Source organism: Streptomyces sp. NPDC088254 (genome assembly GCF_044740925.1).
GTDB lineage: Bacteria > Actinomycetota > Actinomycetes > Streptomycetales > Streptomycetaceae > Streptomyces.
Genome location: NZ_JBIURQ010000014.1, coordinates 32,586 through 56,435 on the forward strand (window position 1 = coordinate 32,586; position 23,850 = coordinate 56,435).

The 23,850-nt window shown below is 73.3% G+C and carries 17 protein-coding genes; 6 read left to right on the forward strand and 11 right to left on the reverse strand.

Features of this window, described 5'->3' with window-relative positions:
• Positions 1 to 19: 19 nt before the first annotated feature.
• Positions 20 to 871: an ABC transporter ATP-binding protein gene (locus tag ACIOC0_RS34320; protein WP_402159762.1), complete on the reverse strand. Its 852-nt coding sequence runs from the start codon at positions 869 to 871 to the stop codon at positions 20 to 22.
• On the reverse strand, positions 864 to 1,781 hold the full coding sequence (locus tag ACIOC0_RS34325) for an ABC transporter permease (protein ID WP_402159765.1): 918 nt from the start codon (positions 1,779 to 1,781) through the stop codon (positions 864 to 866). Before ACIOC0_RS34325 ends, ACIOC0_RS34320 begins: the two co-directional genes overlap by 8 nt.
• A 184-nt stretch (positions 1,782 to 1,965) precedes the next feature.
• Between ACIOC0_RS34325 and ACIOC0_RS34330 the strand changes: the two genes are divergently transcribed.
• Positions 1,966 to 2,592 (forward strand): TetR/AcrR family transcriptional regulator, encoded by a 627-nt coding sequence (locus tag ACIOC0_RS34330; RefSeq protein WP_130436504.1) that lies wholly within the window; start codon positions 1,966 to 1,968, stop codon positions 2,590 to 2,592.
• 42 nt (positions 2,593 to 2,634) lie between these two features.
• Here the strand turns inward: ACIOC0_RS34330 and galE are convergent, their stop codons facing one another.
• Positions 2,635 to 3,615 carry a UDP-glucose 4-epimerase GalE gene (gene galE / locus ACIOC0_RS34335; RefSeq protein ID WP_402159768.1) on the reverse strand — a complete coding sequence of 327 codons (981 nt, stop codon included), beginning with the start codon at positions 3,613 to 3,615 and terminating at the stop codon, positions 2,635 to 2,637.
• 96 nt (positions 3,616 to 3,711) lie between these two features.
• Complete coding sequence (locus tag ACIOC0_RS34340; protein WP_402159770.1) at positions 3,712 to 4,323, reverse strand: MarR family winged helix-turn-helix transcriptional regulator; 612 nt, start codon at positions 4,321 to 4,323, stop codon at positions 3,712 to 3,714.
• Between the two features lie 145 nt (positions 4,324 to 4,468).
• On the opposite strand from ACIOC0_RS34340, the gene ACIOC0_RS34345 reads away from it, so the two are divergent.
• Positions 4,469 to 4,882 (forward strand): organic hydroperoxide resistance protein, encoded by a 414-nt coding sequence (locus ACIOC0_RS34345; RefSeq protein WP_130436506.1) that lies wholly within the window; start codon positions 4,469 to 4,471, stop codon positions 4,880 to 4,882.
• 148 nt (positions 4,883 to 5,030) lie between these two features.
• On the opposite strand, the gene ACIOC0_RS34350 is transcribed toward ACIOC0_RS34345, so the two are convergent.
• The 7 genes from ACIOC0_RS34350 to ACIOC0_RS34380 all read right to left on the reverse strand — a co-directional run bounded on the left by ACIOC0_RS34350 (position 5,031) and on the right by ACIOC0_RS34380 (position 17,852).
• Entirely contained in the window at positions 5,031 to 7,274 is a 2,244-nt protein-coding gene (locus ACIOC0_RS34350; protein ID WP_402159773.1) for a CDP-glycerol glycerophosphotransferase family protein, read from the reverse strand.
• Positions 7,275 to 7,282: 8 nt separating this feature from the next.
• Entirely contained in the window at positions 7,283 to 9,487 is a 2,205-nt protein-coding gene (locus ACIOC0_RS34355; protein WP_402159775.1) for a CDP-glycerol glycerophosphotransferase family protein, read from the reverse strand.
• 95 nt (positions 9,488 to 9,582) lie between these two features.
• Positions 9,583 to 10,128, reverse strand: coding sequence for a hypothetical protein (locus ACIOC0_RS34360; protein ID WP_402159778.1), 546 nt, complete (start codon positions 10,126 to 10,128; stop codon positions 9,583 to 9,585).
• Between the two features lie 189 nt (positions 10,129 to 10,317).
• On the reverse strand, positions 10,318 to 11,214 hold the full coding sequence (locus ACIOC0_RS34365) for a carbohydrate ABC transporter permease (RefSeq protein ID WP_402159781.1): 897 nt from the start codon (positions 11,212 to 11,214) through the stop codon (positions 10,318 to 10,320).
• Positions 11,211 to 12,494: a carbohydrate ABC transporter permease gene (locus ACIOC0_RS34370; protein ID WP_402159783.1), complete on the reverse strand. Its 1,284-nt coding sequence runs from the start codon at positions 12,492 to 12,494 to the stop codon at positions 11,211 to 11,213. The genes ACIOC0_RS34365 and ACIOC0_RS34370 overlap by 4 nt, the downstream gene beginning before the upstream one ends.
• 67 nt (positions 12,495 to 12,561) lie before the next feature.
• On the reverse strand, positions 12,562 to 13,938 hold the full coding sequence (locus tag ACIOC0_RS34375) for an ABC transporter substrate-binding protein (protein ID WP_402159785.1): 1,377 nt from the start codon (positions 13,936 to 13,938) through the stop codon (positions 12,562 to 12,564).
• A gap of 215 nt (positions 13,939 to 14,153) precedes the next feature.
• Complete coding sequence (locus ACIOC0_RS34380) at positions 14,154 to 17,852, reverse strand: FHA domain-containing protein (RefSeq protein WP_402159788.1); 3,699 nt, start codon at positions 17,850 to 17,852, stop codon at positions 14,154 to 14,156.
• 436 nt (positions 17,853 to 18,288) lie between these two features.
• On the opposite strand from ACIOC0_RS34380, the gene ACIOC0_RS34385 reads away from it, so the two are divergent.
• The 4 genes from ACIOC0_RS34385 (at position 18,289) to ACIOC0_RS34400 (ending at position 23,844) form a co-directional block, all read left to right on the forward strand.
• A complete protein-coding gene (locus ACIOC0_RS34385; protein WP_402159790.1) occupies positions 18,289 to 20,013 on the forward strand; it encodes a serine/threonine-protein kinase in 1,725 nt (574 codons plus the stop codon).
• A gap of 191 nt (positions 20,014 to 20,204) precedes the next feature.
• The gene (locus ACIOC0_RS34390) at positions 20,205 to 21,446 is read left to right on the forward strand and encodes a serine/threonine-protein kinase (protein ID WP_402159793.1); all 1,242 of its coding nucleotides are present in this window, start codon (positions 20,205 to 20,207) and stop codon (positions 21,444 to 21,446) included.
• Positions 21,447 to 21,545: 99 nt separating this feature from the next.
• Positions 21,546 to 22,652, forward strand: coding sequence for a peptide chain release factor 2 (gene prfB, locus ACIOC0_RS34395; protein WP_130436514.1), 1,107 nt, complete (start codon positions 21,546 to 21,548; stop codon positions 22,650 to 22,652).
• 271 nt (positions 22,653 to 22,923) lie between these two features.
• A complete protein-coding gene (locus tag ACIOC0_RS34400) occupies positions 22,924 to 23,844 on the forward strand; it encodes a hypothetical protein (protein ID WP_402159796.1) in 921 nt (306 codons plus the stop codon).
• The last annotated feature ends 6 nt before the right edge of the window (positions 23,845 to 23,850 follow it).

Here is a 23,850-nt window from a genome sequence, read left to right on the forward strand (position 1 = left end):
GTCGGGGGCGTGAGGATGCTCAGGCGGCCTTGGGCGCCCCCGGCTTGGCCTTGTTCTTGCCGGGGCCGCCGGTGAACGCCTCGTACGCCTGGAGGACCTCCTCGGTGGGCCCGTCCATGCGCAGTTCGCCTCGCTCCAGCCACAGCACGCGGTCGCAGGTGTCGCGGATGGACTTGTTGCTGTGGCTGACCAGGAACACCGTGCCGGCGTGCTTGCGCAGTTCGCGGATGCGTTCCTCGGAGCGCTTCTGGAAGGAGCGGTCGCCGGTGGCGAGCGCCTCGTCGATCAGCAGGACGTCGTGGTCCTTGGCGGCGGCGATGGAGAACCGCAGCCGGGCGGCCATGCCTGAGGAGTAGGTCCGCATCGGCAGGGTGATGAAGTCGCCCTTGTCGTTGATCCCGGAGAAGTCGACGATGTCCTGGTAGCGCTCCTTGACCTGCTCGCGGGACATGCCCATGGCGAGCCCGCCGAGGTGGACGTTGCGTTCGCCGGTCAGGTCGTTCATCAGGGCCGCGTTGACGCCGAGCAGGGAGGGCTGGCCGTCGGTGTGGATCTTGCCGTTCTCCACCGGGAGCAGGCCGGCGACTGCCTTGAGCAGGGTCGACTTGCCGGATCCGTTGGTGCCGATGAGGCCGATCGCCTCGCCCCGGTAGGCGACGAACGAGACGTTCTTGACGGCGTGCACCTTGCGCACGCCGGCCGCCTTTTCGGCCTTCCCTCGGCGCAGGATGCGGTGCAGGGCGGCGGTCGCGGAGCCCCGGCCGGCGCCGGTGCCGTTGACGCGGTAGACGATGTCGACGCCGTCGACGACGACGGTGGGGATCCGCTCGCCGCCGGCGCGGCCGGTGTCGGGGACGGTGTTGTCAGCCACGGCCGTACGTCTCCTCAGCCTTCCAGAAGTAGATGAACCCGCCGACTCCGGCGAGCAGCGCCCAGCCCGTCGCGATCAGCCACACGTGGTGCGGCAGCTGACCGGCGTGGAAGGAGTCGATCAGGGCGAAGCGCATCAGGTCGATGTAGACGGCGGCGGGGTTGGCCTGGAGGACGGGGGCGACCCAGGACGGCAGGCCGTGGTGGGCGCCGGCCAGCTTGTCGATGCTCCACATCACGCCCGAGACGTACATCCAGGTGCGCAGGACGAACGGCATCAGCTGGGCGATGTCCGGTGTCTTCGCGCCGAGCCGGGCCATGACCATCGAGACGCCGGCGTTGAAGGTGAACTGCAGCAGCAGCACGGGGACGGCCAGCAGCCAGGACGCGGAGACCGGCACGCCGAAGCAGAGCAGGATCACCACCAGCGCGCCCATGGAGAACAGCAGCTGCTGGAGCTGCTGGAGGCAGAACGAGATGGGCAGCGCGGCACGCGGGAAGTGCAGGGCCCGCACCAGGCCGAGGTTGCCGGAGACGGCGCGGGTGCCCGCCATGATCGAGCTCTGTGTGAATGTCCATACGAACACGCCCGTGACCAGGAACGGGACGTAGTCCGGCACGCCCTGCTTGGTGCCCAGCAGCACGCCGAAGATGAAGAAGTACACCGCCGCGTTGAGCAGCGGGGTCATCACCTGCCAGAGCTGGCCCAGCTTCGCCTGGCTGTACTGGGCGGTGAGCTTGGCGGTGGCGAACGCGCCGATGAAGTGGCGGCGCGCCCACAACTGGCGCACATAGGAGGGCAGTGAAGGGCGGGCGCCGCTGACCGAGAGGCCGTGGCGGGCGGCGAGCGCCGCCAGGTCTTCGTGGGACTCGGGCCGCGTCGGGGGCGGTGTGTGGAGGACCTGACTCACATCCGCTGCTTTCACTCGGGGGGAGGGTGACGCCTCGGGGCGGCGCGCACGGGCGGACGGCGTTCCTCACGCGTTCCTTGCCGTCCCCTCACGTCGGGACGGCACCGTATCGTCGCAACGCGAGCGTAAGGCGAGTCGACGTCGGAACGCAACCGTATCGTCGTGACGCCCTATGCTGGTCGGCATGACGACGAACGCCGACGAGCCCTCGACGCGTCCGCGCCGCCGGGCCCCCGCCGGAGCGGCCGTGCTGCGCGAGGACGTCACGGAGGCCATCCGGGCCGCCGTGTTCGAGGAGCTCGCGACCGTCGGCTACGCCCGGATGTCCATCGAGGGCATCGCCCGACGCGCCGGGGTGGGGAAGACCGCCGTGTACCGGCGCTGGCGCTCCAAGCTGCACCTGGTCCTGGACATCGTCTCGGCCATCGCCGTGCAGGGCCTGCCCGCGCCGTGCACGGGCAGCCTGGAGGGCGACCTGAGAATGCTGTACGAGGTCACGTCACGGGCGCTGCGGCACCCGGTGGCCTCGCAGATCATCCCGGACCTCCAGGCCGAGGCAGCCCGCAACCCGGAGATCGCCGAAGCCCTCCAGAAGGCCCTGCGGGACGGGCAGGAGGGCGTCGCCCTGAAGATCGTCGCGGCGGCGACCGAGCGCGGCGAGGTGCGCCGGGAGGCCGACGCCGAGCTGGCCCTGGACCTGATCTCCGGTCCGCTGTACTGGCGCTCCGTGGTCATCCGCAGCCCGAAACTCCCCAAGGACTACCTCGCGGCCCTGACCCGGGCGACCGCGGAGGCGATCAAGGCCCTGTGACCCCGCGCGGCGGTCCCGAAGCACACCTTCTGCGCTGCCCGCCTACGAACGGGCCGCCTCCGGGTGGAGGTGCACCCAGCCCTCCCAGGCGGAGACGATCATGTCCTGGACGTCGTGCGCGGCCTTCCAGCCGAGAAGGGTCTCGATGCGCTCGGCGGAGGCCACCACACGGGCCGGGTCCCCCGGTCTGCGCGGGCCGACCGTCGGCGGGCGGTCGTAGCCGGTGACGGCGTTGATCCGGTCGATCATCTCCCGGACGGAGACGCCCTCGCCGCGGCCGATGTTGAGGGTCAGGGTGTGCCCCGGGGAGTCCTGGAGGGCACGGGCCGCGGCGACATGGGCCTCCGCCAGGTCGACGACGTGGATGTAGTCCCGGACGCAGGTGCCGTCCGGCGTCGGATAGTCGTCGCCGAAGATGCGCGGCGCGGCGTTCTCCGTGAGGCGTTCGAACACCATGGGCACCAGGTTGAAGACACCGACGTCCGCCAGCTCCGGGCTCGCCGCACCGGCCACGTTGAAGTAGCGCAGCGAAGCCGTGGACAGCCCCGTGGCCCGGCCGGTCGCGCGGACCAGCCACTCGCCCGCCAGCTTCGTCTCGCCGTAGGGCGAGATCGGCGCGCACGGAGTCTCCTCCGTGACGAGGTCCACGTCCGGCATGCCGTAGACGGCGGCCGAGGAGGAGAACACGAACGAGGGGACCCCGGCGGCGGTGACCGCGTCCAGGAGGACCCTCAGACCCTCCACGTTCTCCCGGTAGTAGTGCAGGGGCCGGTCCACCGACTCCCCGACCTGCTTCTTCGCCGCCAGATGCACGACACCGGTCACCTCGTGCTCTGCGAGCGTGCGCTCCAGCAGCGGGCCGTCCAGTGTGGAGCCCGCCACCAATGGCACCCCTCGCGGCACCCGCTCGGCGACCCCGGTGGACAGGTCGTCGTACACCACCACCCGCTCGCCCGCCCCGGCCATCGCCCGCACCACGTGCGCCCCGATGTATCCGGCCCCGCCTGTGATCAACCAGGTCATGTCGTCACATCCCCCTCATGGACGCCCGGTGCGCCCGAAACCCAGTGAATCAGGCGGCACGCGCTTCCGCAGAGCCTGTGGATAACTCCGCGTGCGTCAGTCGGTGCGTACGGTGTCCGCCTGCTCGCCGGCGTCCGGGTCCTCCTGGGCGGCCGCCGAGTCCAGTGCGGTGGTGAGCACGTCCAGGCGCTCCTTCAGTTCGCGGATCTTATCCAGTTCGAATCCGGTCGCGCTCACGATCCGGCGCGGCACCCGCAGGGCCCGCTCGCGCAGCTCCGTGCCCTCCTGCGTCAGGCGGACCTCGACCGAGCGTTCGTCGCGCGCGCTGCGCTCGCGGTGGACGAGACCGGCCGCCTCCAGGCGCTTCAGCAGCGGCGACAGCGTGCCGGAGTCGAGGCGCAGATGCGCGCCGAGCTTCTTGACGGGCAGTGCGCCCTCCTCCCACAGGACCAGCATCACCAGGTACTGCGGGTAGGTCAGGCCGAGGTCCTTGAGGATCACGCGGTAGACGCCGTTGAAGGCGCGTGACGCGGCGTGCAGGGAGAAGCAGATCTGGCGGTCCAGCCGGAGCCAGTTCGCCTCGGTGACCGCGGTCTGCGCGGCTTCCGTGGCGTCGGCGGCCCCGGCCTCGACGGCTTCCGGGGCTTCGGCGGCGGTTCCTGGACCGGGGGAGGCGGGTGCGGCGGAGTGAGGGGACATCGGGGTCATGCCTCCAGCGTAACTCGGGCGAGCAATTAAGTTGTGTGCAACTTAATTGTGTGCTCTACTTGTGGTCGTGAGGCCGCCCGGACGCCCCGGCGAAAGGGCCGGCCGCCCCTGACCACGCAGGACTTCCGAGAGGGATGGTTCATCCATGGACGCGCTGTACACCGCTGTCGCCACCGCCACCCACGGCCGTGAGGGCCGCGCCGTCAGCTCCGACGGCAAGATCGACCTCGCGCTGGCCATGCCGGTGGAGCTGGGCGGCAACGGTCAGGGCACCAACCCCGAGCAGCTCTTCGCCGCCGGATACGCCGCCTGTTTCGGCAGCGCCCTCGGCCTGGTCGGCCGTCAGGCGAAGGTCGACGTCAGCGAGGCCGCCGTGACCGCCGAGGTCGGCATCGGCAAGCAGGGCGAGGGCTTCGGCCTCAAGGTCGCCCTCCGCGTCGAGCTGCCGGACTCCCTCGACGAGGCCACCGGTCGCAAGCTGGTCGAGCAGGCCCACCAGGTCTGCCCCTACTCCAACGCCACCCGCGGCAACATCGAGGTCGAGCTCGTCATCGAGTAGCCCTGAGGAGGACGGGCCCCACAACGGCCGACCGCCGCCCCCGGCCGGGCCTGGCGACCGCCGCGCCCCCGGCCCGCACCGCCGCCCCCGGCCGGGCCTGGCGACCACCGAGCCCCCGGCCCGCACCGCCGCCCCGGCCGCCCCCGGCTCACATGGGCGCCAGCACGCCCTCGCCGTCGGCCGGCGAGGCAGGCGAGGAGGGCGAAGACGGCGGGAGAACCGCCGTAGGGGCCTGCTCCGGCAGCGGCTCGCCCAGCAGCAGCGTCCGTACGACCCGCTCGGCGGCCCGGCCGTCCTCCCACACGCAGAACCGCTCCCGGAAGCCCGCGCGCAGCCGCGCCGACTCCTCGTCCCGCCAGCCGCCCGAGGAGAACAGCCAGGTCAGCTCCCGGTAGCTGCGCGAGACATGGCCGGGCGCGTCGGCGGTGATGTCGAAGTAGGCGCCCCGGCTCGCCTTGTAGACGTCCCAGTCGTCGGCGTGGACGACGATCGGCCGGTCCAGGTTGGCGTAGTCGAACATCAGGGCCGAGTAGTCGGTGACCAGCACGTCGGCGGCGAGCATGACGTCCTCGACGTGCGGCTCGTCCGTCACGTCGACCAGGATCCCGCGCCGGTGCAGATCGCTGAGACCCAGGCCGCGCGCCGGGCCGGTCGCCAGGGACGGGTGCAGCCGCACCACGAGGGTGTGGCCCTCGCCGAGGTCGGCGGCGAACCGGGCCAGGTCGATCCGGTCCACATGCCCGCCGCGCCGGTACTCGCGGCGGGTCGGCGCGTACAGCACGACGGTGTGACCGGCGGGGATCCCCAGCCGGGCGCGCACCGCCGCCCCGTCCGCCGGACCGGCGTTCACCAGCACGTCGTTGCGGGGGCTGCCGGTCCGCACCGACGTGAAGTGGCACGGATAGGCCCGCTCCCACACCAGCTCGGAGTGCGGGTTGGCGACCAGGCTGTAGTCCCAGCGGTCGGCACGGCGCAGCATCTGCGGCACGTCCACCCCGTGCCGGGCTCCGGGCTTGGTGAGCAGATCGGCCGCCATGTACTTCAGCGGGGTGCCCTGGTGGGTGTGGATGTGGACGCTGCCGGGCCGCTTGACCAGCGTGCCGGGCCAGTTGACGTTGTTGACGAACCAGCCGGCCCGCGCGGTCACCCGCCGGTAGTCGGGGGAGTCCAGCAGCACGTGCTCGACGTCCTCGGGGAGCAGCGCCGCCGTCTCCTCGTCGCGCACGACCCACACCCCGCGCAGCGCGGGAGCGATCTCGCGGGCAGCGCGGTAGACGGCGGCGGGGTCGCCGAGCACGCCGCGGTGGGAGAACGCCGAGTACACGACGAGTTCGCGGTCCGGAGCCCGGCGCGGCCGGGCGGCCGCCAGCCCCCGGCGGGCGCGGCCCGCTGCCGCCCTGCGCGCCGACGCCCCCCGTCGGGCCAGCTCACGGCCCGCCCGACCGGTCTGCCGCCGGACCCGGTAGACGGCGTAGGGCTGACGCAGCACCCGCAGCTCGGCGGGCGTCGGCTCGCCGGGCGGCTGGTGGCGGGCGAACAGCTCGGCAGTACGGCGGAAGAACTCGGCCTTGTCCGACGGCGGCAGCCGGTCCGGCTTGGCGAGGATGTCCAGACAGTGCTCGCCCATCTTGCGGTGCAGATAGGGCCGCCAGGACGCCAGCTCCGGGCGGGAGTCGACGAACGCGAACACCCGCTCGTACTGGTCGTGGATGTCGAAGTGCTTGCGGCTTGTGGTGGACAGGATGTTGCCCTGCCGGCGCTGGCGGTAGTTCAGGCAGATCCGGTCCAGGGCGGCGACCCGCCCGGCGCTGAGCATGACCGGGAACGTCCAGGGGGTGTCCTCGTAGTAGCCGGGCGGGAACCGGAAGCCGTACTTCTCCACGAAGCCGCGCCGGTACACCTTGTTCCACACGACCATCAGCAGGTCGAGGATCTCGGGGCGCTGCGCCGCGGTGAACACGTCGTCCCCGCACTCGGCGAGGATGTGCGCGAGGGCGTTGCGGCGGGTGCCGCCCCACCAGTACGTGCGCGCGTAGTCGAAGACGAGCACGTCGGGGTCGCCGCTCTCGTCGAGCCGGTCGGCCATCGCGTGCAGCGCGCCGTCGGTGAGGGTGTCGTCGCTGTCGAGAAAGAACAGGTAGTCGCCGCTCGCATGCGGCAGACCGGCGTTGCGGGCGCGGCCGAGGCCGACGTTCTCCGGCAGGTGCAGGACCCGCACGCGGTCGTCGCGGGCCGCGTACTCGTCGAGGATCGCGCCGCAGCCGTCGGGTGAGCGGTCGTCGACGGCGATCACCTCGATGTCGCGGTACGACTGCTCCAGGACCGAGTCGAGGCACTCGCGCAGGAAGCCCTGCACCTTGAAACAGGGGACGATGATGCTGAAGCGAGGCACTGCGGGGGTCAGCTCCTTACGAAGGTGCGGGCGGCGGGGGCCGGGGTGCGCTCGGCGAGGGGGCGCACGGGCGGGATCGCCTCCGGAGGTTCGCCGAGCAGCACCCGCCGCACCACGCGCTCGGCGGCCCGGCCGTCGTCGAACTGGCAGAAACGGGACCGGAACGCGTCCCTGAGGGCCTGGGCCGAGGCCGACGCGTAGGAGCCGTCCCTGAAGAGGCGCACCAGCTCCTCGGGCGTACGGGCGACCGCTCCCGGCGGCTGAGCCATCAGGTCGAAGTACACGCCCCTGGTCTCGGTGTAGACCTCCCAGTCGTCGGCGTACACGACGATCGGGCGGTCAAGGTTGGCGTAGTCGAACATGATCGACGAGTAGTCGGTGACCAGGACGTCGGCGGCCAGGCAGACCTCCTCGGTGGAGCGGTGCCCGGTGACGTCGATGACCCGGCCGGTGCCCGCGCGGGTGCCCCGGTCGTAGAAGTAGTGGGCGCGCAGCAGGACGACGACGTCGTCGCCGACGGCCTCGCAGAACGCCTCCAGGTCCAGGCCGGCGCCGAAGCCGCTCTCGTAGTCGCGGTGGGTCGGCGCGTACAGGACGGCCGTCTTGCCCTCGGGCACGCCCAGTTCGCGCCGGATCCGGGTGACGTCGTCCGCGGTCGCCGTGCAGAAGACGTCGTTGCGCGGATAGCCGTACTCCAACTGCTCGTAGGAGCCGGGGAAGGCGCGCTCCCACATCTGGGTGGAGTGGGTGTTGGAGGAGAGGTTGTAGTCCCAGCGGTCCACCCGGCCCAGGAGTTTGGTGAAGCTGCCGGTCGCGGCCGCGACCACCGGGTACGTCGACTGGTCGACGCCCATCTTCTTCAGCGGGGTGCCGTGCTGGGTCTGCACGTGCACGCTGCCCGGACGTTTGACGACGCCCTCGGCGAAGTTGGCGTTGTTGACGAGGTACTTGGCGCGGGCCAGGACCTGCCAGGCGCGGCGGCTGCCGAGGACGGCGTACTCGACCCCGGCGGGCATGGCATGCGCCTGGTCGGGTTCGACGAGGAACACCTGCCGGATGTGCGGGGCGAGTTCGGCGGCCTTGGCGTGGATCGCGGCCGGGCTGCAGGCGTAGCCGCGGCCCCAATAGGCGCAGTACACAGCAAGGTCGGGGTCGAGGGGACGGCGCAGCTGACGCCGGTAGTACAGCCGGGTGCGCAGGCCGGCGGGACGGGGGAGGCGCTGGACGGCGGCCGAGGCCCGCTGGTTGGCGCCGCGCAGCGCGCGGAACGCCGTGTACGCGCCCGCCGCGAGCAGCCGGTGCTGCACGCCCACGCTGCCGCCGGGCGTGCGGAAGCCGTCCGGCCGGTGCCGGCGGTGCAGCCGGCCGGCCCGGCGGAAGAACGCCCTGCGGCTCGCTCCCGGGAGCCGCGCCGGATGCGCGGCCGTCCTCAGCACGAGCGCGAAGAGCTGCTCGAACAGCGGCCCCGACCGCCGCTTCGAGAGCCCCTGTTCGGCGGCCGTCCGCAGCACCAGGTCGACCTGGTCGAGGAGTTCGGCGTGGTGCGCGCCCGGCTGGTTGATCCGGCTGCCCTGCCGGCGCACATGGTGCCGTACGACGACCGAGCGCAGAACCGCGATGCGCTCCGCCCGCACGGTGACCAGCCCCCCGAAGCCGAGGTCCGTGAAGTGGCCTTCGGGGAAAGCGAGTCCGTGCTCGGTGAGGAAGTCGCGCCGGTGGGCGGTGCCCCACACGGGCAGTTCCACGCCGGTCACTCGCGGGGCTTCGCCGGGGGCGAAGGCGCCCTTGGGGGCCCGCGCCAGCAGCGGCGCCGCCGGGTTGACCGGCTCACCCTCCCACCAGGGGGTGCGCTCGTGTTCGGCGTACAGGACGTCGACGTCGCCCGTCCGCGTCAGACGGGCGTCCAGGGCGGTCAGCGCGCCCGGGGCGAGGGTGTCGTCGCCGTCGAGGAACAGCAGATAGGCGCCGGTCGCCGCCCGCATCCCGGTGTTGCGCGCCCCGGCGAGTCCCGCCGACGGAGGGGAGTGCACCGCCGTCACCCGGGAGTCCCGCTCCGCGTACCCGGCGGCGACGGCCGCGGCCGGGGCGTCCGGTGCGTCGCAGACCGGGATCAGCTCGAAGTCGCCGAAGGACTGGGCGAGGACGGAGTCCAGCGCCTGGGACAGCCGGCCCACGACCCCGTGGGACGGGACGATGATGCTGAAGCGGGGCATTCTGCTCTTTCTCTGTCGGTGGTCGCCGGGACCCGGTCCGCGCGGGCCGCGACGAGCCGTGGGCGTCGGAAGGGCTCTCGGAAGGGCAAACGGAGTCAGAGGCGCACGGTGACGGCGGCGGCGCCGGCGGATCGCGGCTCGGCGGTGAGCGGCGGGCGCGGCTCGGTTCCCGGCGGCGTGGCGGGGCGCCGGACGCGGGCCTGGACCGCGAGGCCGGTGGACGGGCGCTTCGGGGCCCGCTCCACACCGAGCTGGAGGCGCCGGGCGCGGCCCCGGCGGGGCGGCTCGTGCCGGCCGGAAGGCGTCCGCGTGTACGGGAGGTGTGCCGAACGGCCGACGGGAGCGGACGGCCGTGACCGGATCCGGAGGCGCAGCCGGTGGCGGGCTGTGCGGGCCGCCGCACGCAGCGCCCGGCGGGCGCGGTGCGTCCTCAGCCGGGTGACGGTGTGCCGCCGCCGGGCACGGGGCGGGACGGGCGCGCCCGGCATGCCGTGCTGAGGCCGGGCGGTGGGGGAGCCGAGGCCGTGGGCCCGCCGCCGTCGCGGGCCCACACGGACCCGGGGCGGCACGGAGCCGGGGCGCTCGGGCCGCGGGTACCCCCGAACCTCCGACGCGGGGACGGTGACACTGAACCTGGGCAAAAGACATCCATGGGTCGGCGCGGGCAGAAGACAGGGCCTTGCCCGGGAACGGCCGATGGAGTGACTTGGTTACGTTCGCCTACGGCATCCGGGGGACACCGGGTGAACGGCGGGGGCGTCCTGTTGACGGCCCGCCCCTCGATCCGCCACCCTGTCCACCCCCCCTTGCGCCGCCGCCTGCTTGACCGCCTACTTGACCGCGCCGGCCATCACGCCGGACACGAACTGCCGCTGGAACGCGAAGAACACGGCCAGCGGGATCACCATCGAGATGAACGCGCCGGGCGCCAGCACGTCGATGTTGTTGCCGAACTGCCGTACCTGCGTCTGCAGGGCGACCGTGATCGGCTGACTGTCCGCGTCGGTGAACACCAGCGCGACCAGCATGTCGTTCCACACCCACAGGAACTGGAAGATGCCCAGGCTGGCGATGGCCGGACCGCCCAGCGGCATCACGACCCTTGCGAACAGGCGCAGTTCGCCCGCGCCGTCGAGGCGGGCCGCCTCCAGCAGTTCACGGGGGATCTCCGCGAAGAAGTTCCGCAGCAGGAACACCGCGAACGGCAGACCGAAGCCCACATGGAACAGGATCACCCCGAGGACGGAGCCGAACAGGCCGATGCTGCCGAACAGTTCGGCGATCGGGAGCAGCGCCACCTGCACGGGCACCACCAACAGGCCGACCACGCCCAGGAACCACCAGTCGCGCCCGGGGAACTCCATCCAGGCGAACGCGTATCCGGCGAGCGAGCCGACGACCACCACCAGGATCGTCGCCGGGACCGTGATCAGGGCCGTGTTGACGAGGGAGCCGGTGATGTCGTCGTTCCCCAGCAGCCGCCGGTAGCTGTCGAAGGTCAGCCGTGACGGCTCCGCGAACACCTTCCACCAGCCGCTCGCGCTCATGTCCTCCGGGGTGCGCAGCGAGGAGATCAGCAGCCCGATGGTCGGCACCAGCCAGAACAGGCCCACGAGGACGAGGAAGACGCGGACCAGGCCGCCGTTGAGCCTCTCGACGACCCGCGAGGCGAACGACCGCCGGGCTCGCGCGTCCGTCGTCCCCCCGGTCTCGATGTGGACGATCATCGCCGCACCTCCCGCCGCAGCCGACGTACGTTGAACCACATCACCGGGATCACCAGCAGCAACAGGAACACCGCGATCGCGCTGGCCACGCCCGGCTGGTCCTCGGAGAAGCCCTTGCGGTACAGCTCCAGGGCGAGCACGTTCGCGTCGTCCTGGGAGGAGCCGGGGGCGATGATGAAGACCAGGTCGAACACCTTCAGCACGTTGATCATCAAGGTGACGGCGACCACCGCGAGGACCGGCGCCAGCAGCGGCACGGTGATCCTGCGGAACACCTGCCACTCGTTCGCCCCGTCGACCCGCGCCGCCTCCGTCAGCTCCCGTGGCACGCTCGCCAGCCCGGCCGCGATCAGCACCATCGCGAAGCCCGCCCACATCCAGATGTACGAGCCGATGATCGCCGGCGTGACCAGCGACGGGCCGAGCCAGTCCACGCCGTTGTACGCCTCCTGGAAGTTGCTCGCGGGCAGCCGCAGCCGCGCCCCGTCGGCCGCCGCGGGCAGGGTGAAGCTGCCGTCCGCCGCGGCCGTCGTGGAGGCGACCACCTTGCCGTCCTTGATCGCCTCGATCCGCATCCCCGGATAGCCAAGCTCGGAGGCGTCCGGCTGCCCCGGCCTGCCGACGCCCTTGCCGCGGGTGAAGTCCTGCCAGGTCGAGCCGGTGACCTCGCCCAGCTTTCCCGCCGGCAGGACGGCCCGCTTCGCGTCGTCCGGCATCAGGTCGGGCGCGACGCCCACCAGGGGCAGCGCCACCGAGTCGCCCATGCGGACGGGCCCCCTGGTGACGAACCCGCCGCCCTTCACCGGCGCCAGCGGCGAGTTCCGCCCCGGGTGCGCCTTGGGGAACGCCGACGACTGCGCGAACGTGTCGTGCACGCCGACCCACACCGCGTTCGCCACGCCCTTGTCCGGGTCCTGGTCGTAGACCAGCCGGAAGATGATGCCGGCGGCGAGCATCGAGATCGCCATCGGCATGAAGACGACCAGCTTGAACGCCGTTCCCCAGCGCACCCGTTCGGTCAGCACCGCGAAGACCAGACCCAGCGCGGTCGCGACCGTCGGCGCGAACACCACCCAGATCACGTTGTTCTTGAGCGCCGTACGGATGCCGTCGTCCGTGAACAGCGTTCCGTAGTTGTCGAATCCGGCGAACCCGTCACCGGACTGGTCGTAGAGACTGCGCACGAGCGAGTACCCGATCGGGTAGACCACGAGCGCGCCCAGCAGCACCAGGGCGGGCAGCAGGAACAGCGCTGCCACGGTCCAGCGCGTGCCGGTCACGCTCCCCCGCGACCCGTGAGCGGCGGGGGACGAGCCCTCCCTCGCCGCCGTGGCGGACGCCATCGCCTCAGCCGCCGTACGCGGCCGCCGCGTCGGCCTCCAGCCTCCGCTGGGTGCCCGCGACGTCCGCCGGGTTCTTCAGGAAGTCCTGCAGCGCCTTCCACTCGCCCTTGCCGGGAGTGCCGCCGAAGGCCTGCGGGGCCTGGTCGGACATGTCGAAACGGAAGTCGTCGCCGGCCGCGACCAGCGACTCGGCGATCTTGCGCTGCACGTCGTTCGGGTAGACGGAAGGGTCGAGGTTCTTGTTCGGCGAGAGATAGCCGCCCAGCTTGGCCTGGATGGCCGCCGCGTCGGGGGAGGCGAGGAAGGTCGCCAGCGCCTGCGCGCCCTCGGAGTCCTTCAGGATCACCGCCGCGTCACCGCCGGACACCACCGGCGCGGTGTCACCGGCCTTCGGGAACGGGAACACCTTCGCGCCCGTGCCGACCTTGACGCCCGCCTGGACGATGTTCACCTGCGCGAAGTCGCCCTCGTAGACCATGGCGGCCTTCGGCTGGTCACCGCCGGTGAAGGTCTGCGTCACCGAGGCCGGGAAGTCCGTCTGGAGCGCCCCTGCCGCGCCGCCCGCGACGTAGTCCTTCTTGCCCCAGACCTGCGCCAGCGCGGTCAGCGCGTCCTTCACGGACGGGTCCGTCCACTTGATCTCGTGCTTGGCCAGCCGGTCGTACTTCTCGGGGCCCGCCTGGGAGAGGTACACGTTCTCGAACCAGTCGGTCAGGGTCCAGCCGTCGGCGCCGCCCACCGAGAACGGCGTGACACCGGAGTCGTAGACCGTCTGCGCGGTGCTGAGCAGCTCGTCCCACGTCTTGGGCTCGGCGGCCCCCGCGTTCTCGAAGACCTTCGCGTTGTACCAGAACAGCGACTTGTTGGCGGCCTTGTAGTACACGCCGTACTGCCGGCCGTCGATCTTGCCGATGTCCTGCCAGCCCTGCGAGTAGTTCTTCTGCAGCTCCTTCAGGGCCGCCGCGCCCAGCGGCTTCGCCCACTTCTTCTCCACGGCCTGCTTGATCGCGCCCGGCTGCGGAAGCAGCGCGACGTCCGGGGGCTGCCCGCCCGCCACCTTCGAGCCCAGGAAGTTGATGATCGGGTCCTGCGCGGGCACGAACGTCACCTTGGCGCCCGTCCGCTTCTCGAACTCCGCCAGCACCTTCTTGAAGTTGGCCTGTTCGGCGCCGGTCCACACGGCGGCGACCTCGAGCGTCGTGCCGTTCAGCTTGGGGAGGGTCACGGTGCTGCCCGAGTCCTTCGCCGGGCTGCTCTCGCTCGCGCCGCTCTTGTCGTCGTCTCCGCCGCACGCGGTGAGCGAGAGCGCGAGCGCTCCCGCGAGGATCGCGGCGGCGGTTTTCACGGTCCTCGGTGTCCGGATGGTGTCGCTCCTGCGCATCACTGCCCCGTTCTTCGTCCTCGTCGAACGTTCGAGCGCTGTCCCGTGCCACTGGTCTACGCCGGGCACCGGGGGTCGGCAAGAGCGCCTGCCCTGTCAAGCGGCCGATTGTGACCGCGTCGTGACGGGGTGCGCCCACCGACCCCGTCGTCGAGCGCCGGACGCGCCCGCCACGGCCGAACAGGTGACGGACCCCGAGGCTGCGCGGCCGCCCGTCACAGGAGGGAGGGGACCTGCGCCGCCGACACCTCCCGGGCCGCCCGTTCCAGGGCGCTCGCCAGGAGGGCGAGGTCGGTGGGGCCGTTGCCCAGCTCCCGCACGGGGCGGCGGGCCGGGGGGTCGCCCATGCGCTGCCACTCCAGGGGGACCACCGTGGGACGCAGGGTCGCCGTGCGCGGGATGCGGCCGGTGACACGGCCGGCCTGGAACGGGGTGAGCCGGCCGTCGGCGGTCCGCACCCGGCCGCGACCCGGCACCGGCTCGTCCGCGCCCGATCCCGGCGGGTCGAGGACGATCCGCAGCGTCGCCTGCCGGGCCGGCTCCGACTCCGCCGTACGGCCCCCGGGGCCGGCGGCCGCCACCAGGTGCACCCCCAGCCGCTCCCCCTCGCGGGCCACCGCCTCCAGCGCGCGCATCACCGAGCCGGCGGCGGGCCGTCCGGGTGAGCCGAGGGCGGGGGAGACCAGCGCGTCCAGGTCGTCGACGACGACCACCAGCCGGGGCAGCGGCGGGGGCGCCTCGGTGCGCTGCCGGGCCGCCGCTCCGGGGCGCAGCCGCAGCGTCGAGCTGGGCGGGCCGTCCAGGTCGGCGGCCCCGCCCTCCTGGCCGCCCGGCTGCCCGCCGCCGTGGCCGCCCGGCTGCCCGCCGCCGTGACCGCTCGGCCCCCGCTGCGGGCGGATACGGCCCGACACCGCGCGGTGCCGGTGCCACTCCGCGAAGTCCGCGCGGCCCACCAGCTCCGCCCGCCGCTTCAGCTCAGCGCTCAGCGACTGCGCGAACTCGCGCATGCGGACCGGATCGTTGGCGGTGAGATGGGTCGTCACATGCGGCACGTCGGTGCACACGCGCAGCCCGTCGCCCGGGCCCCCGCCGCTCTTGCCCGCGGTGTCCCGGCCGTCGATCAGGACGATCCCCAGCCGGTCGGGGCGCTCGGCGGCGGCCAGCGAGGCCACGACCGCCCGCAGCAGTTCCGTACGGCCGCTGCCGGGCGGGCCCTCGACCAGCAGGTGCGGGCCGTCGGCGGCGAGGTCGGCCGGAACCGGGCCGCGCGGGCCCGCCCCGAGGACCGCGCACGCCCGGCCGCCGAGCGCCCCGGCGTCGTCGGCCGCGTCCGCCCACCGCGCCATCAGGGACGCCGGGGTCGCCCGGGCGAGGCCCAGCTCGTCCAGGAGCCGCGCCGAGGGGGGCAGCGGCGCGGACACGCGCGTGTGCCGCTCGCCGCCGGCGCCGTCGGGGCGCAGCGGGGCGAGCGCCCGCGCGAAGCGTTCGGCCCAGGCGGCGGAGACGGCGTCCACCGTGCCGACGGTGCCGTGGCCGACCGGTCCGGGCCGCTCCCCGTCCGGCCCCGCGGACCCCGGCCCCGCCGTCCCGGACGGTGCGACCCGCAGCAGCCGCAGCGCCGTGGCCACGTCACCGCTGAGCAGCGCGACCGCCCCGCAGGCGCGGAACGTGGGCACCGTCGCGCAGGCCGCCTCGTACGTCTTCGCCACCGGGGAGGCGGGGGAGGCGGAGGGCGTCTCCGCCAGGCAGACGACGTGTATCCCGGCGCGGGGGCCGGCCGAGGCCAGCCGCGCCGTCGCCTCGCGCAGATCCGTGCCGCCGGGGTCGCCGTCCACGACCACGACCGTGTACGGGCCGGGGAACCCCTGGGGGCCGTCGTCCGCCGCCGCCCAGGAGGGCCGGTGGGCCGCGCCGCGGGGCGCGGGGACGGGCGTGGGGGCGGCGGTCCCGGCGTCCGCGAGGTGGTCCTCCAGGCGGCGCGTCAGCTCCTCGACGCGGGCTGCGGCCTGCTCGCGGTCGTAGGCCAGCAGGAGCCGGCAGTCCTGGCCGTGACCCGGGCGCAGATGCGGGAGCCAGCCCAGCCACGACCACTCGGCGGCGCGTTCTTCGTCCGAGCGGGACCGGTCCGTGCTGATCAGCACGATCTCCAGGGTGTCCGGTGAGTGCAGCGCGGCGAGCTGGGCCAGCACCGCGCGCGCCAGCCCGGCCAGCCGCGGACGCGGCCCGGCCAGGCCCAGTGCGCCGACCTCGCGCAGTCCCGCCGTGACGGGGACGGCGGGCAGCAGGCCCGAACCGTCGGGCGCCGTCCGGTCCGCCGTGCCGAGCCGCACCGCGAGCGCCTCGGGGTGACCCGGACCGCGCTCCCAGAGGCGTGGGCCGGGGCCGAGCGCCGTCAGCAGCAGCGCGGCCGGGTCCGGCCAGGTGTCCGGCACGGGGTACGGGGCGAGGACGGCGGGGGCGGGCGGGACGGCGATCGCGGTATCGCCCTCGTCCGGCTGTGCTCCGGCGGCGTCCTCCTGGGCCTCGCCGCGTCCGCCGGTCAGCCTCCGCGCCCACGCGGAGAGACCTCCTCGACGGCGGACGCCCGGAGGTATCTCGGTGCCGCGCAGGGGCGTGCCCTTGCGGCGGGAGGCGGGCTGGTGGCCGGTCTCGTCGTCGGGATGGGCCGCGGAGGTGGGCGCGTACGGGGCGCCGTCGTCCTCGGCGGGCGTGCGGGGGTGGGCAGGGGGCGCGGGCGTGTGGGCTGCGTGCCCCTCATACCCCAGCGCGCCGGTGGTGAAGGAGCCGAGGCCGGACCGGCCGGCGTGCGTCTCACCGACGGGGGAGCGGTCCTCGGAGGGCGGGGAGGCGGGGCCGCCCCCCGGCGCCCCTGGCGGGACCGACCCGGCGTGGCTCTCGATGCGCGGCGCCCCGCCCTGGCCGGGCACCAGGGGCGTGCCCCCCGGGCGCGGTGTCCGCCGCCCGTCCGGGCCGGCCGGCGAGCCGCTCCAGTCGACCGTGCCGTAGGCGTGCCCGGTCGGCCCCGAGGGGACGCCGTCGGCCCTCGTGCGGTCGGCTCCCCGCTCGCTCACGCGCGCGTGCCCGTCGGCGGCCTCGCCGGCGCCCTGCGGCACGCGCGCGTGCGGCCCGTCCGGCTCGCCCTCCGCGCCGAAGCGCGTCCCGCCGTGCGGCTGAGTCGCTCGGCCGCGCTCCCCGCCCGGGGCGTCGCCGTACGTCACGCGTACGTGCCCCTCGCCGTCCGGCGTCGTCGACACCCGCGCCCCCGCTCCCCCGGGCGGAGCCAGCCGCAGGGCGGACTCGCCGACCCTGAGGAGGGCCCCGGGCGACAGGCGGACCGGGCGGCCCCGGACCGGGCCGCCGTCCAGAGTGGTGCCGTTGGTGGAGCCGAGGTCGGCGACCGTGACCCGGCCGTCGGGCGACAGCGTCACCGTGCAGTGCAGCCGGGAGACGTCCGGGTCGTCGATCGGGACGTCCGCGTCCGCCGAGCGGCCCACGCGGATCTGACCGCCGTGCAGCAGATGGACCCCGCCCGCGTCCGGGCCGGCGACCACGTCCAGCCGGGCCGGTGCGTCGTCCACCTCCGGATGCGGCTCGGGGTCGGCCGGGGCGCCCACCGCCAGCACCGCGCCGTCGGTCAGCGGCGGCTCGCCCAGCGTGCAGCGCTGTGCGTCGAGCCGCTCCGCGCCCGCGTACAGCACGGGCTGCGCTCCCCCGGAGGGCGCGGCGCCGCTCTCCCCGGTGACCGCCGCGGCCAACGCGGAGGCCACTGCGGCCAGCGCGGTGCCCGCGGGGGCGGTCACCAGCACGTCACAGCTCGCGCTGCGGCCGCGCGCCGTCGATCCCCCCGCGCGAGCGGAGCCGGGCGTGGGGGAGGGCGGGCATGTCGGGTCTACGACGGTCAGCCGGATCTGCATCGCCGTCAGCGGTCCCTTCTGCGCGGGCGCGGACTTCCCCCCACCCCTACACGAGCACACAGGCCAGTACTCCAGGCATCCTCGCACCTGTCGCCGACAACGCGCCCGCCTCCGAGCGGCAAGTGATCTTGATTGGTCGGCTCTGCCCGCAAAAGTGCCTGACAGACGCCGTGGCGACGACCGTTCCCAGACCGCTTGAGATCGGTCACGCCCGTCTTCGGCAACCAAGGAACCAAAGGGAGCGTCTTTCTCCCGTGTTCCTTCGAAACACCTATGCGAAGGCCCACAGCCGGAGGACAGCCCCGTGGCGGCGCGGCGGCACTACAGTGGGTCGGAATCCGGACCTCCAGGGCTGCGGACCTCGCAGGACCGGCAGACGACCAGATCAGACAAGCGGCCGAGCAGGCAGCCGAGCAAGCAGCAGGGAGCGCATGACGTGCGTCCGGTAGGGAGCAAGTACCTCCTTGAGGAGCCGCTCGGACGCGGCGCCACGGGCACCGTCTGGCGGGCCCGCCAGCGCGAGACCGCCGGCGCCGAGGCGGCCGTGCCCGGTCAGCCCGGGGAGACCGTCGCGATCAAGGTCCTCAAGGAGGAGCTCGCGAGCGACCCCGACGTCGTGATGCGCTTCCTGCGGGAGCGCTCCGTCCTGCTGCGCCTGACGCACCCGAACATCGTCCGGGTCCGCGACCTGGTCGTCGAGGGTGATCTGCTGGCGCTGGTCATGGACCTCGTCGACGGCCCCGACCTGCACCGCTACCTGCGCGAGAACGGCCCCTTCAGCCCCGTCGCCGCGGCCCTGCTCACCGCCCAGATCGCCGACGCGCTCGCCGCCAGCCACTCCGACGGCGTCGTCCACCGCGACCTGAAGCCCGCCAACGTGCTGCTCGCCCAGACCGGCGGCGAGATGCACCCCATGCTCACCGACTTCGGCATCGCCCGCCTCGCCGACTCCCCGGGTCTGACCCGCACCAGCGAGTTCGTCGGCACGCCCGCCTACGTCGCGCCGGAGTCGGCCGAGGGCCGCCCGCAGACCTCCGCCGTCGACGTCTACGGCGCCGGCATCCTGCTGTACGAACTGGTCACCGGCCGCCCGCCGTTCGCCGGCGGCTCCGCCCTGGAAGTCCTCCACCAGCACCTGAGCGCCGAACCGCGCCGCCCCTCCACCGTCCCCGACCCGCTGTGGACGGTCATCGAGCGCTGTCTGCGCAAGAACCCCGAGGACCGGCCCAGCGCCCAGAACCTCGCGCGCGGATTGCGCATCGTCGCCGAGGGCGTCGGGGTGCACGCCAACTCCATGCAGATCGCCGCCGCCGACGGCGTCGGCCATGTGCTCGCGCCCGACCCGGCGCCCGCGACCGTCCCGGGCACGCCCCCGGGCGCTCCCGCCGGCGCGTACGACCCGAACGCCGCGACCAGCGTGCTCCCGCACACCTCCGGCCCCGGGAACCCGCCCGGCGCCGCCGACCCCACCGCCGTCCTGCCGCACACCGCGGGACCGGGCGGTCCGGGTGGCCCGGGCGGTCCTGGGGGCGCGGCCGATCCGACCGCCGTGCTGCCGCCGGTCCCGCCGCACCAGCCCGGGCAGCAGGGCCAGCAGCCCGAGCAGCCGCACCCCTGGCAGAACCAGCTGCGTGCCGCCCGCGACCGCAACGAGCAGACGCAGATCCACTACGTCGACCCCGACGAGGACCCGCTGCGCCGCCGCCCCCAGCGCCAGGTGGCCCGCCCGCAGCAGCAGCCACCGCGCCGGCAGCAGCAACCGCAGCAGCAGCGCCGCCAGCAGGGCGGCTACGGCCACCCGCAGCCGCAGCCGCAGCCGCAGTACGCCCCGCAGCAGCAACAGCCCCAGCGGTACGCGACGCCCCAGCCGCAGCAGCCCCAGCGCCGCCCCGCGCCGGAACCGCCGCAGCCGCGCCAGCCCCGGCAGCGCAGCGCCAACCCGATGAGGATCCCCGGGCTCGGCTGTCTGAAGGGCTGCCTGTTCACGATCGTCATCCTGGTCGTCGCCGGCTGGCTGATCTGGGAACTCAGCCCGCTCCAGAGCTGGATCGGCACCGGAAAGGGCTACTGGACGCAGCTCGGCGACTGGTTCGAGCAGGCCACCAAGTGGATCGGCGACCTCGGCGGGGACTCCGGCTCGGGCGGCGGCGCGGGCAACTGACATTGGTTTGGGGATTTGTCGACTCCCGGCGGGTGATTTCCGTCTCCGCGGTGAAGGTTGGCTCCTCGGACGCGTAGTTTTGTCGGCTGGGGCTCCGGGGAGCCCGTGGCGCCCGCCGCCGACGTCGTCGCTGTCGATGTCACGGCCCCCGGAGGGCGCAGCGTCGGCAACACGCGTCGGTAGGAGCAGTCTTGGCACGGAAGATCGGCAGCCGGTACACCGCCCACCAGATCCTGGGACGGGGCAGCGCCGGCACGGTGTGGCTCGGCGAGGGGCCGGACGGCCCCGTCGCCGTCAAGCTGCTGCGCGAGGACCTCGCGTCCGACGAGGAGCTGGTGGGCCGTTTCGTGCAGGAGCGCACCGCCCTGCTCGGCCTGGAACACCCCAACGTCGTCTCCGTACGGGACCTGGTGGTCGACGGCAACGACCTCGCGCTGGTCATGGACCTCGTCCGGGGCACCGATCTGCGCACCCGGCTGGACCGGGAGCGCCGGCTCGCGCCCGAGGCCGCGGTGGCGATCGTCGCGGACGTGGCGGAGGGGCTCGCGGTCGCGCACGCGGCCGGGGTCGTGCACCGTGACGTCAAGCCGGAGAACATCCTGCTCGACATGCAGGGCCCGCTGGGCCCCGGCGGCTCGCACCGGGCGCTGCTCACCGACTTCGGCGTCGCCAAGCTGATCGACACCCCCAAGCGCACCCGCGCCACGAAGATCATCGGCACGCCCGACTACCTCGCCCCCGAGATCGTCGAAGGGCTGCCGCCCCGCGCCTCCGTCGACATCTACGCGCTGGCCACGGTCCTGTACGAGCTGCTGGCCGGCTTCACCCCGTTCGGCGGCGGGCACCCGGGCGCGGTGCTGCGCCGGCACGTCACGGAGGCGGTCGCGCCGCTGCCGGGCATCCCCGACGAGCTGTGGCAGCTGATCGTGCAGTGCCTGGCCAAGGCGCCCGCCTCCCGGCTGCGGGCCACCGAGCTGGCGGCACGGCTGCGGGAGCAGCTGCCCATGCTGGCCGGCATGCCGCCGCTGGACGTCGACGAGCCGGACGCCGAGGCGGCGGAGGACGAGCCGAGAGGCGAGCCGGACGAGGCCGAGCCGTCGCCTGCGGCCTCCACGGCGGTACGGCGCGGATCCGTGCCGCTCGTGCCCGGCGCGAAACCGGACTCCAACCGGGACACGCACACCTCGATGCGGGTGCCCGCGCCCGACGAGCTCGCCGGCGGAGCGCACGGGACGGCGCGGGTGCCGCGCGCGGCGGGATCGCCCCGGCCCGGCTCGGCCCGTGCCCGCGCGGCGGCGCGGCGGCGGCGCATCACGCTGGGGGTGGCGGCGCTGGTGCTGCTCGCGGCGATCGGCGTGGGCACATGGGCGGCGACCTCCGACGAAGGGGCCGCACCGCAGGACACGAAGAACTCGGCACCCGCGTCTCCCTGAGATCGGGGACGCCCCTTCCCGTCCCCGGGGGCCGAGCCCCCGGGGCACGTACCCGCCCGCACCGGCGTTCCCGGTCGGCGGAGCCGTTACGCTGGGAGCGTGGCAGTCGTCGATGTATCCGAAGAGCTCAAGTCCCTCTCCTCGACCATGGAGTCGATCGAGGCCGTTCTGGACCTCGACAAGCTGAGGGCAGACATCGCCGTGCTCGAGGAGCAGGCGGCCGCGCCGTCCCTGTGGGACAACCCGGACGAAGCGCAGAAGATCACCAGCAAGTTGTCCCACCTCCAGGCCGAGGTCAGGAAGGCCGACGCCCTGCGCGGCCGGATCGACGACCTCGCGGTGCTGTTCGAGATGGCCGAGGAGGAGGACGACCCGGACACCCGTGCCGAGGCCGAGAGCGAACTCGCCGCCGTCAAGAAGGCGCTGGACGAGATGGAGGTCCGCACGCTGCTCAGCGGCGAGTACGACGCCCGAGAGGCGCTCGTCAACATCCGCGCCGAGGCCGGCGGCGTCGACGCCGCGGACTTCGCCGAGAAGCTCCAGCGCATGTACCTGCGCTGGGCCGAGCAGCACGGCTACAAGACCGAGATCTACGAGACGTCGTACGCGGAAGAGGCCGGCATCAAGTCGACCACCTTCGCCGTGCAGGTGCCGTACGCCTACGGAACCCTCTCCGTCGAGCAGGGCACCCACCGTCTGGTGCGCATCTCGCCCTTCGACAACCAGGGCCGCCGCCAGACCTCCTTCGCGGGCGTCGAGGTGCTTCCCGTGGTCGAGCAGACCGACCACATCGAGATCGACGAGTCCGAGCTGCGGGTCGACGTCTACCGGTCCTCCGGGCCCGGCGGCCAGGGCGTCAACACCACCGACTCCGCGGTGCGTCTGACCCACCTGCCCACCGGCATCGTGGTCTCCTGCCAGAACGAGCGGTCGCAGATCCAGAACAAGGCGACCGCGATGAACGTTCTCCAGGCCAAGCTGCTCGAGCGGCGCCGCCAGGAGGAGCAGGAGAAGATGAACGCCCTCAAGGGCGACGGCGGCAACTCCTGGGGCAACCAGATGCGTTCGTACGTCCTCCACCCGTACCAGATGGTCAAGGACCTGCGCACCGAGTTCGAGGTCGGCAACCCCGAGGCCGTGTTCAACGGCGAGATCGAGGGGTTCCTGGAGGCCGGGATTCGCTGGCGCAAGCAGCAGGAGAAGTAGGTTTGTCGACAAGGCAACCGCCCCTCGAGCAGGGGCGGTTGCCTTTTAGGTCACACTCACAGTCTTCAACTTCCGGCAAAGCGGGCCGTCGTGGACATTGCGTGCGCAACGGCCTTGACGTCGGTTTGAAAACTCGGAAGGGTGAAGCGTGGCATGCGTATCTCTGGGGCGCATGTGAACCGGGGGACTTGGCGAACGATTCAGCTGCCCCCGTCGATCACCGCCCCGGCGCTGCCTCATTCACGATTCGGCTACTGGGGGTAGCAACCATATGACCAAGAAGACGCGGATCCGGGTCGCGCGCATAGCCGCCGGCGCCGTGATCGCCGCGGGCGCCTCGCTGACCGTCGCGGGCGTCGCCTCCGCCACCGGCAACGAGGGTGGCACGAGCAACCTGGTGGAGACGATCACGGGCAAGGGCGACCGGAACCCGCACAACCCGGGCGACCCGGGTGAGCCGGACCCGTGCGACGTCGGCACGGGCCCGGAGTGCCCCGACCCCGGTGGCGCCACCGGCACGACGGGTACGACCGGTACTACCGGCACCACGGGTACTACGGGCACCACCGGTACCACGGGTACGACCGGCACCACCGGTACGACTGGTGACACGGGCACCACGGGTACGACCGGTGACACGGGCACGACCGGTACGACCGGCACCACTGGCACCACCGGTACTACGGGTACCACCGGGACCACCGGGACCACCGGTACGACCGGCACCACGGGTACTACGGGCACCACCGGTACCACGGGTACTACGGGCAGCACGGGTACCACTGGCACCACGGGTACTACGGGTACTACGGGTACGACCGGCACCACGGGTACTACGGGCACGACCGGCACCACGGGCACCGGTACCAACGGTTCGACCGACGGTGGCAACGACACCACCGGCGGTTCTGCCACCGCCGGTTCCACCGCTGGCGGTTCCACCGGCGGTTCCGGCACCACCCCCGACGGTGGCAACAACACCTCCCCGCAGGACGCCGGTACCTCCGCGCTGACCGACACCTCGGACACCGTCTCCGACGCCTCCGCCCAGGGCGGTGGCAAGGAGCTGGCCGAGACCGGTGCCGGGCAGACCACGTTCCTGATCCTCGGCGCCGCGACGATGATCGCCGGCGGCATCGGCTTCCGTGTGCTGCCGCGCCTCGTCGAGGGCCGCGGCGGCGCGGCCGCCTGACGGCAG

What these genes read in the sequence shown, in the direction of transcription:
- ACIOC0_RS34330 (WP_130436504.1), top strand. Translation starts at nt 1,966, where the DNA reads ATGACGACGAACGCCGACGAGCCCTCGACGCGTCCGCGCCGCCGGGCC.
- galE (WP_402159768.1), bottom strand. Translation starts at nt 3,615, where the DNA reads ATGACCTGGTTGATCACAGGCGGGGCCGGATACATCGGGGCGCACGTG.
- ACIOC0_RS34340 (WP_402159770.1), bottom strand. Translation starts at nt 4,323, where the DNA reads ATGACCCCGATGTCCCCTCACTCCGCCGCACCCGCCTCCCCCGGTCCA.
- ACIOC0_RS34345 (WP_130436506.1), top strand. Translation starts at nt 4,469, where the DNA reads ATGGACGCGCTGTACACCGCTGTCGCCACCGCCACCCACGGCCGTGAG.
- ACIOC0_RS34355 (WP_402159775.1), bottom strand. Translation starts at nt 9,487, where the DNA reads ATGCCCCGCTTCAGCATCATCGTCCCGTCCCACGGGGTCGTGGGCCGG.
- ACIOC0_RS34365 (WP_402159781.1), bottom strand. Translation starts at nt 11,214, where the DNA reads ATGATCGTCCACATCGAGACCGGGGGGACGACGGACGCGCGAGCCCGG.
- ACIOC0_RS34375 (WP_402159785.1), bottom strand. Translation starts at nt 13,938, where the DNA reads ATGCGCAGGAGCGACACCATCCGGACACCGAGGACCGTGAAAACCGCC.
- ACIOC0_RS34380 (WP_402159788.1), bottom strand. Translation starts at nt 17,852, where the DNA reads ATGCAGATCCGGCTGACCGTCGTAGACCCGACATGCCCGCCCTCCCCC.
- ACIOC0_RS34400 (WP_402159796.1), top strand. Translation starts at nt 22,924, where the DNA reads ATGACCAAGAAGACGCGGATCCGGGTCGCGCGCATAGCCGCCGGCGCC.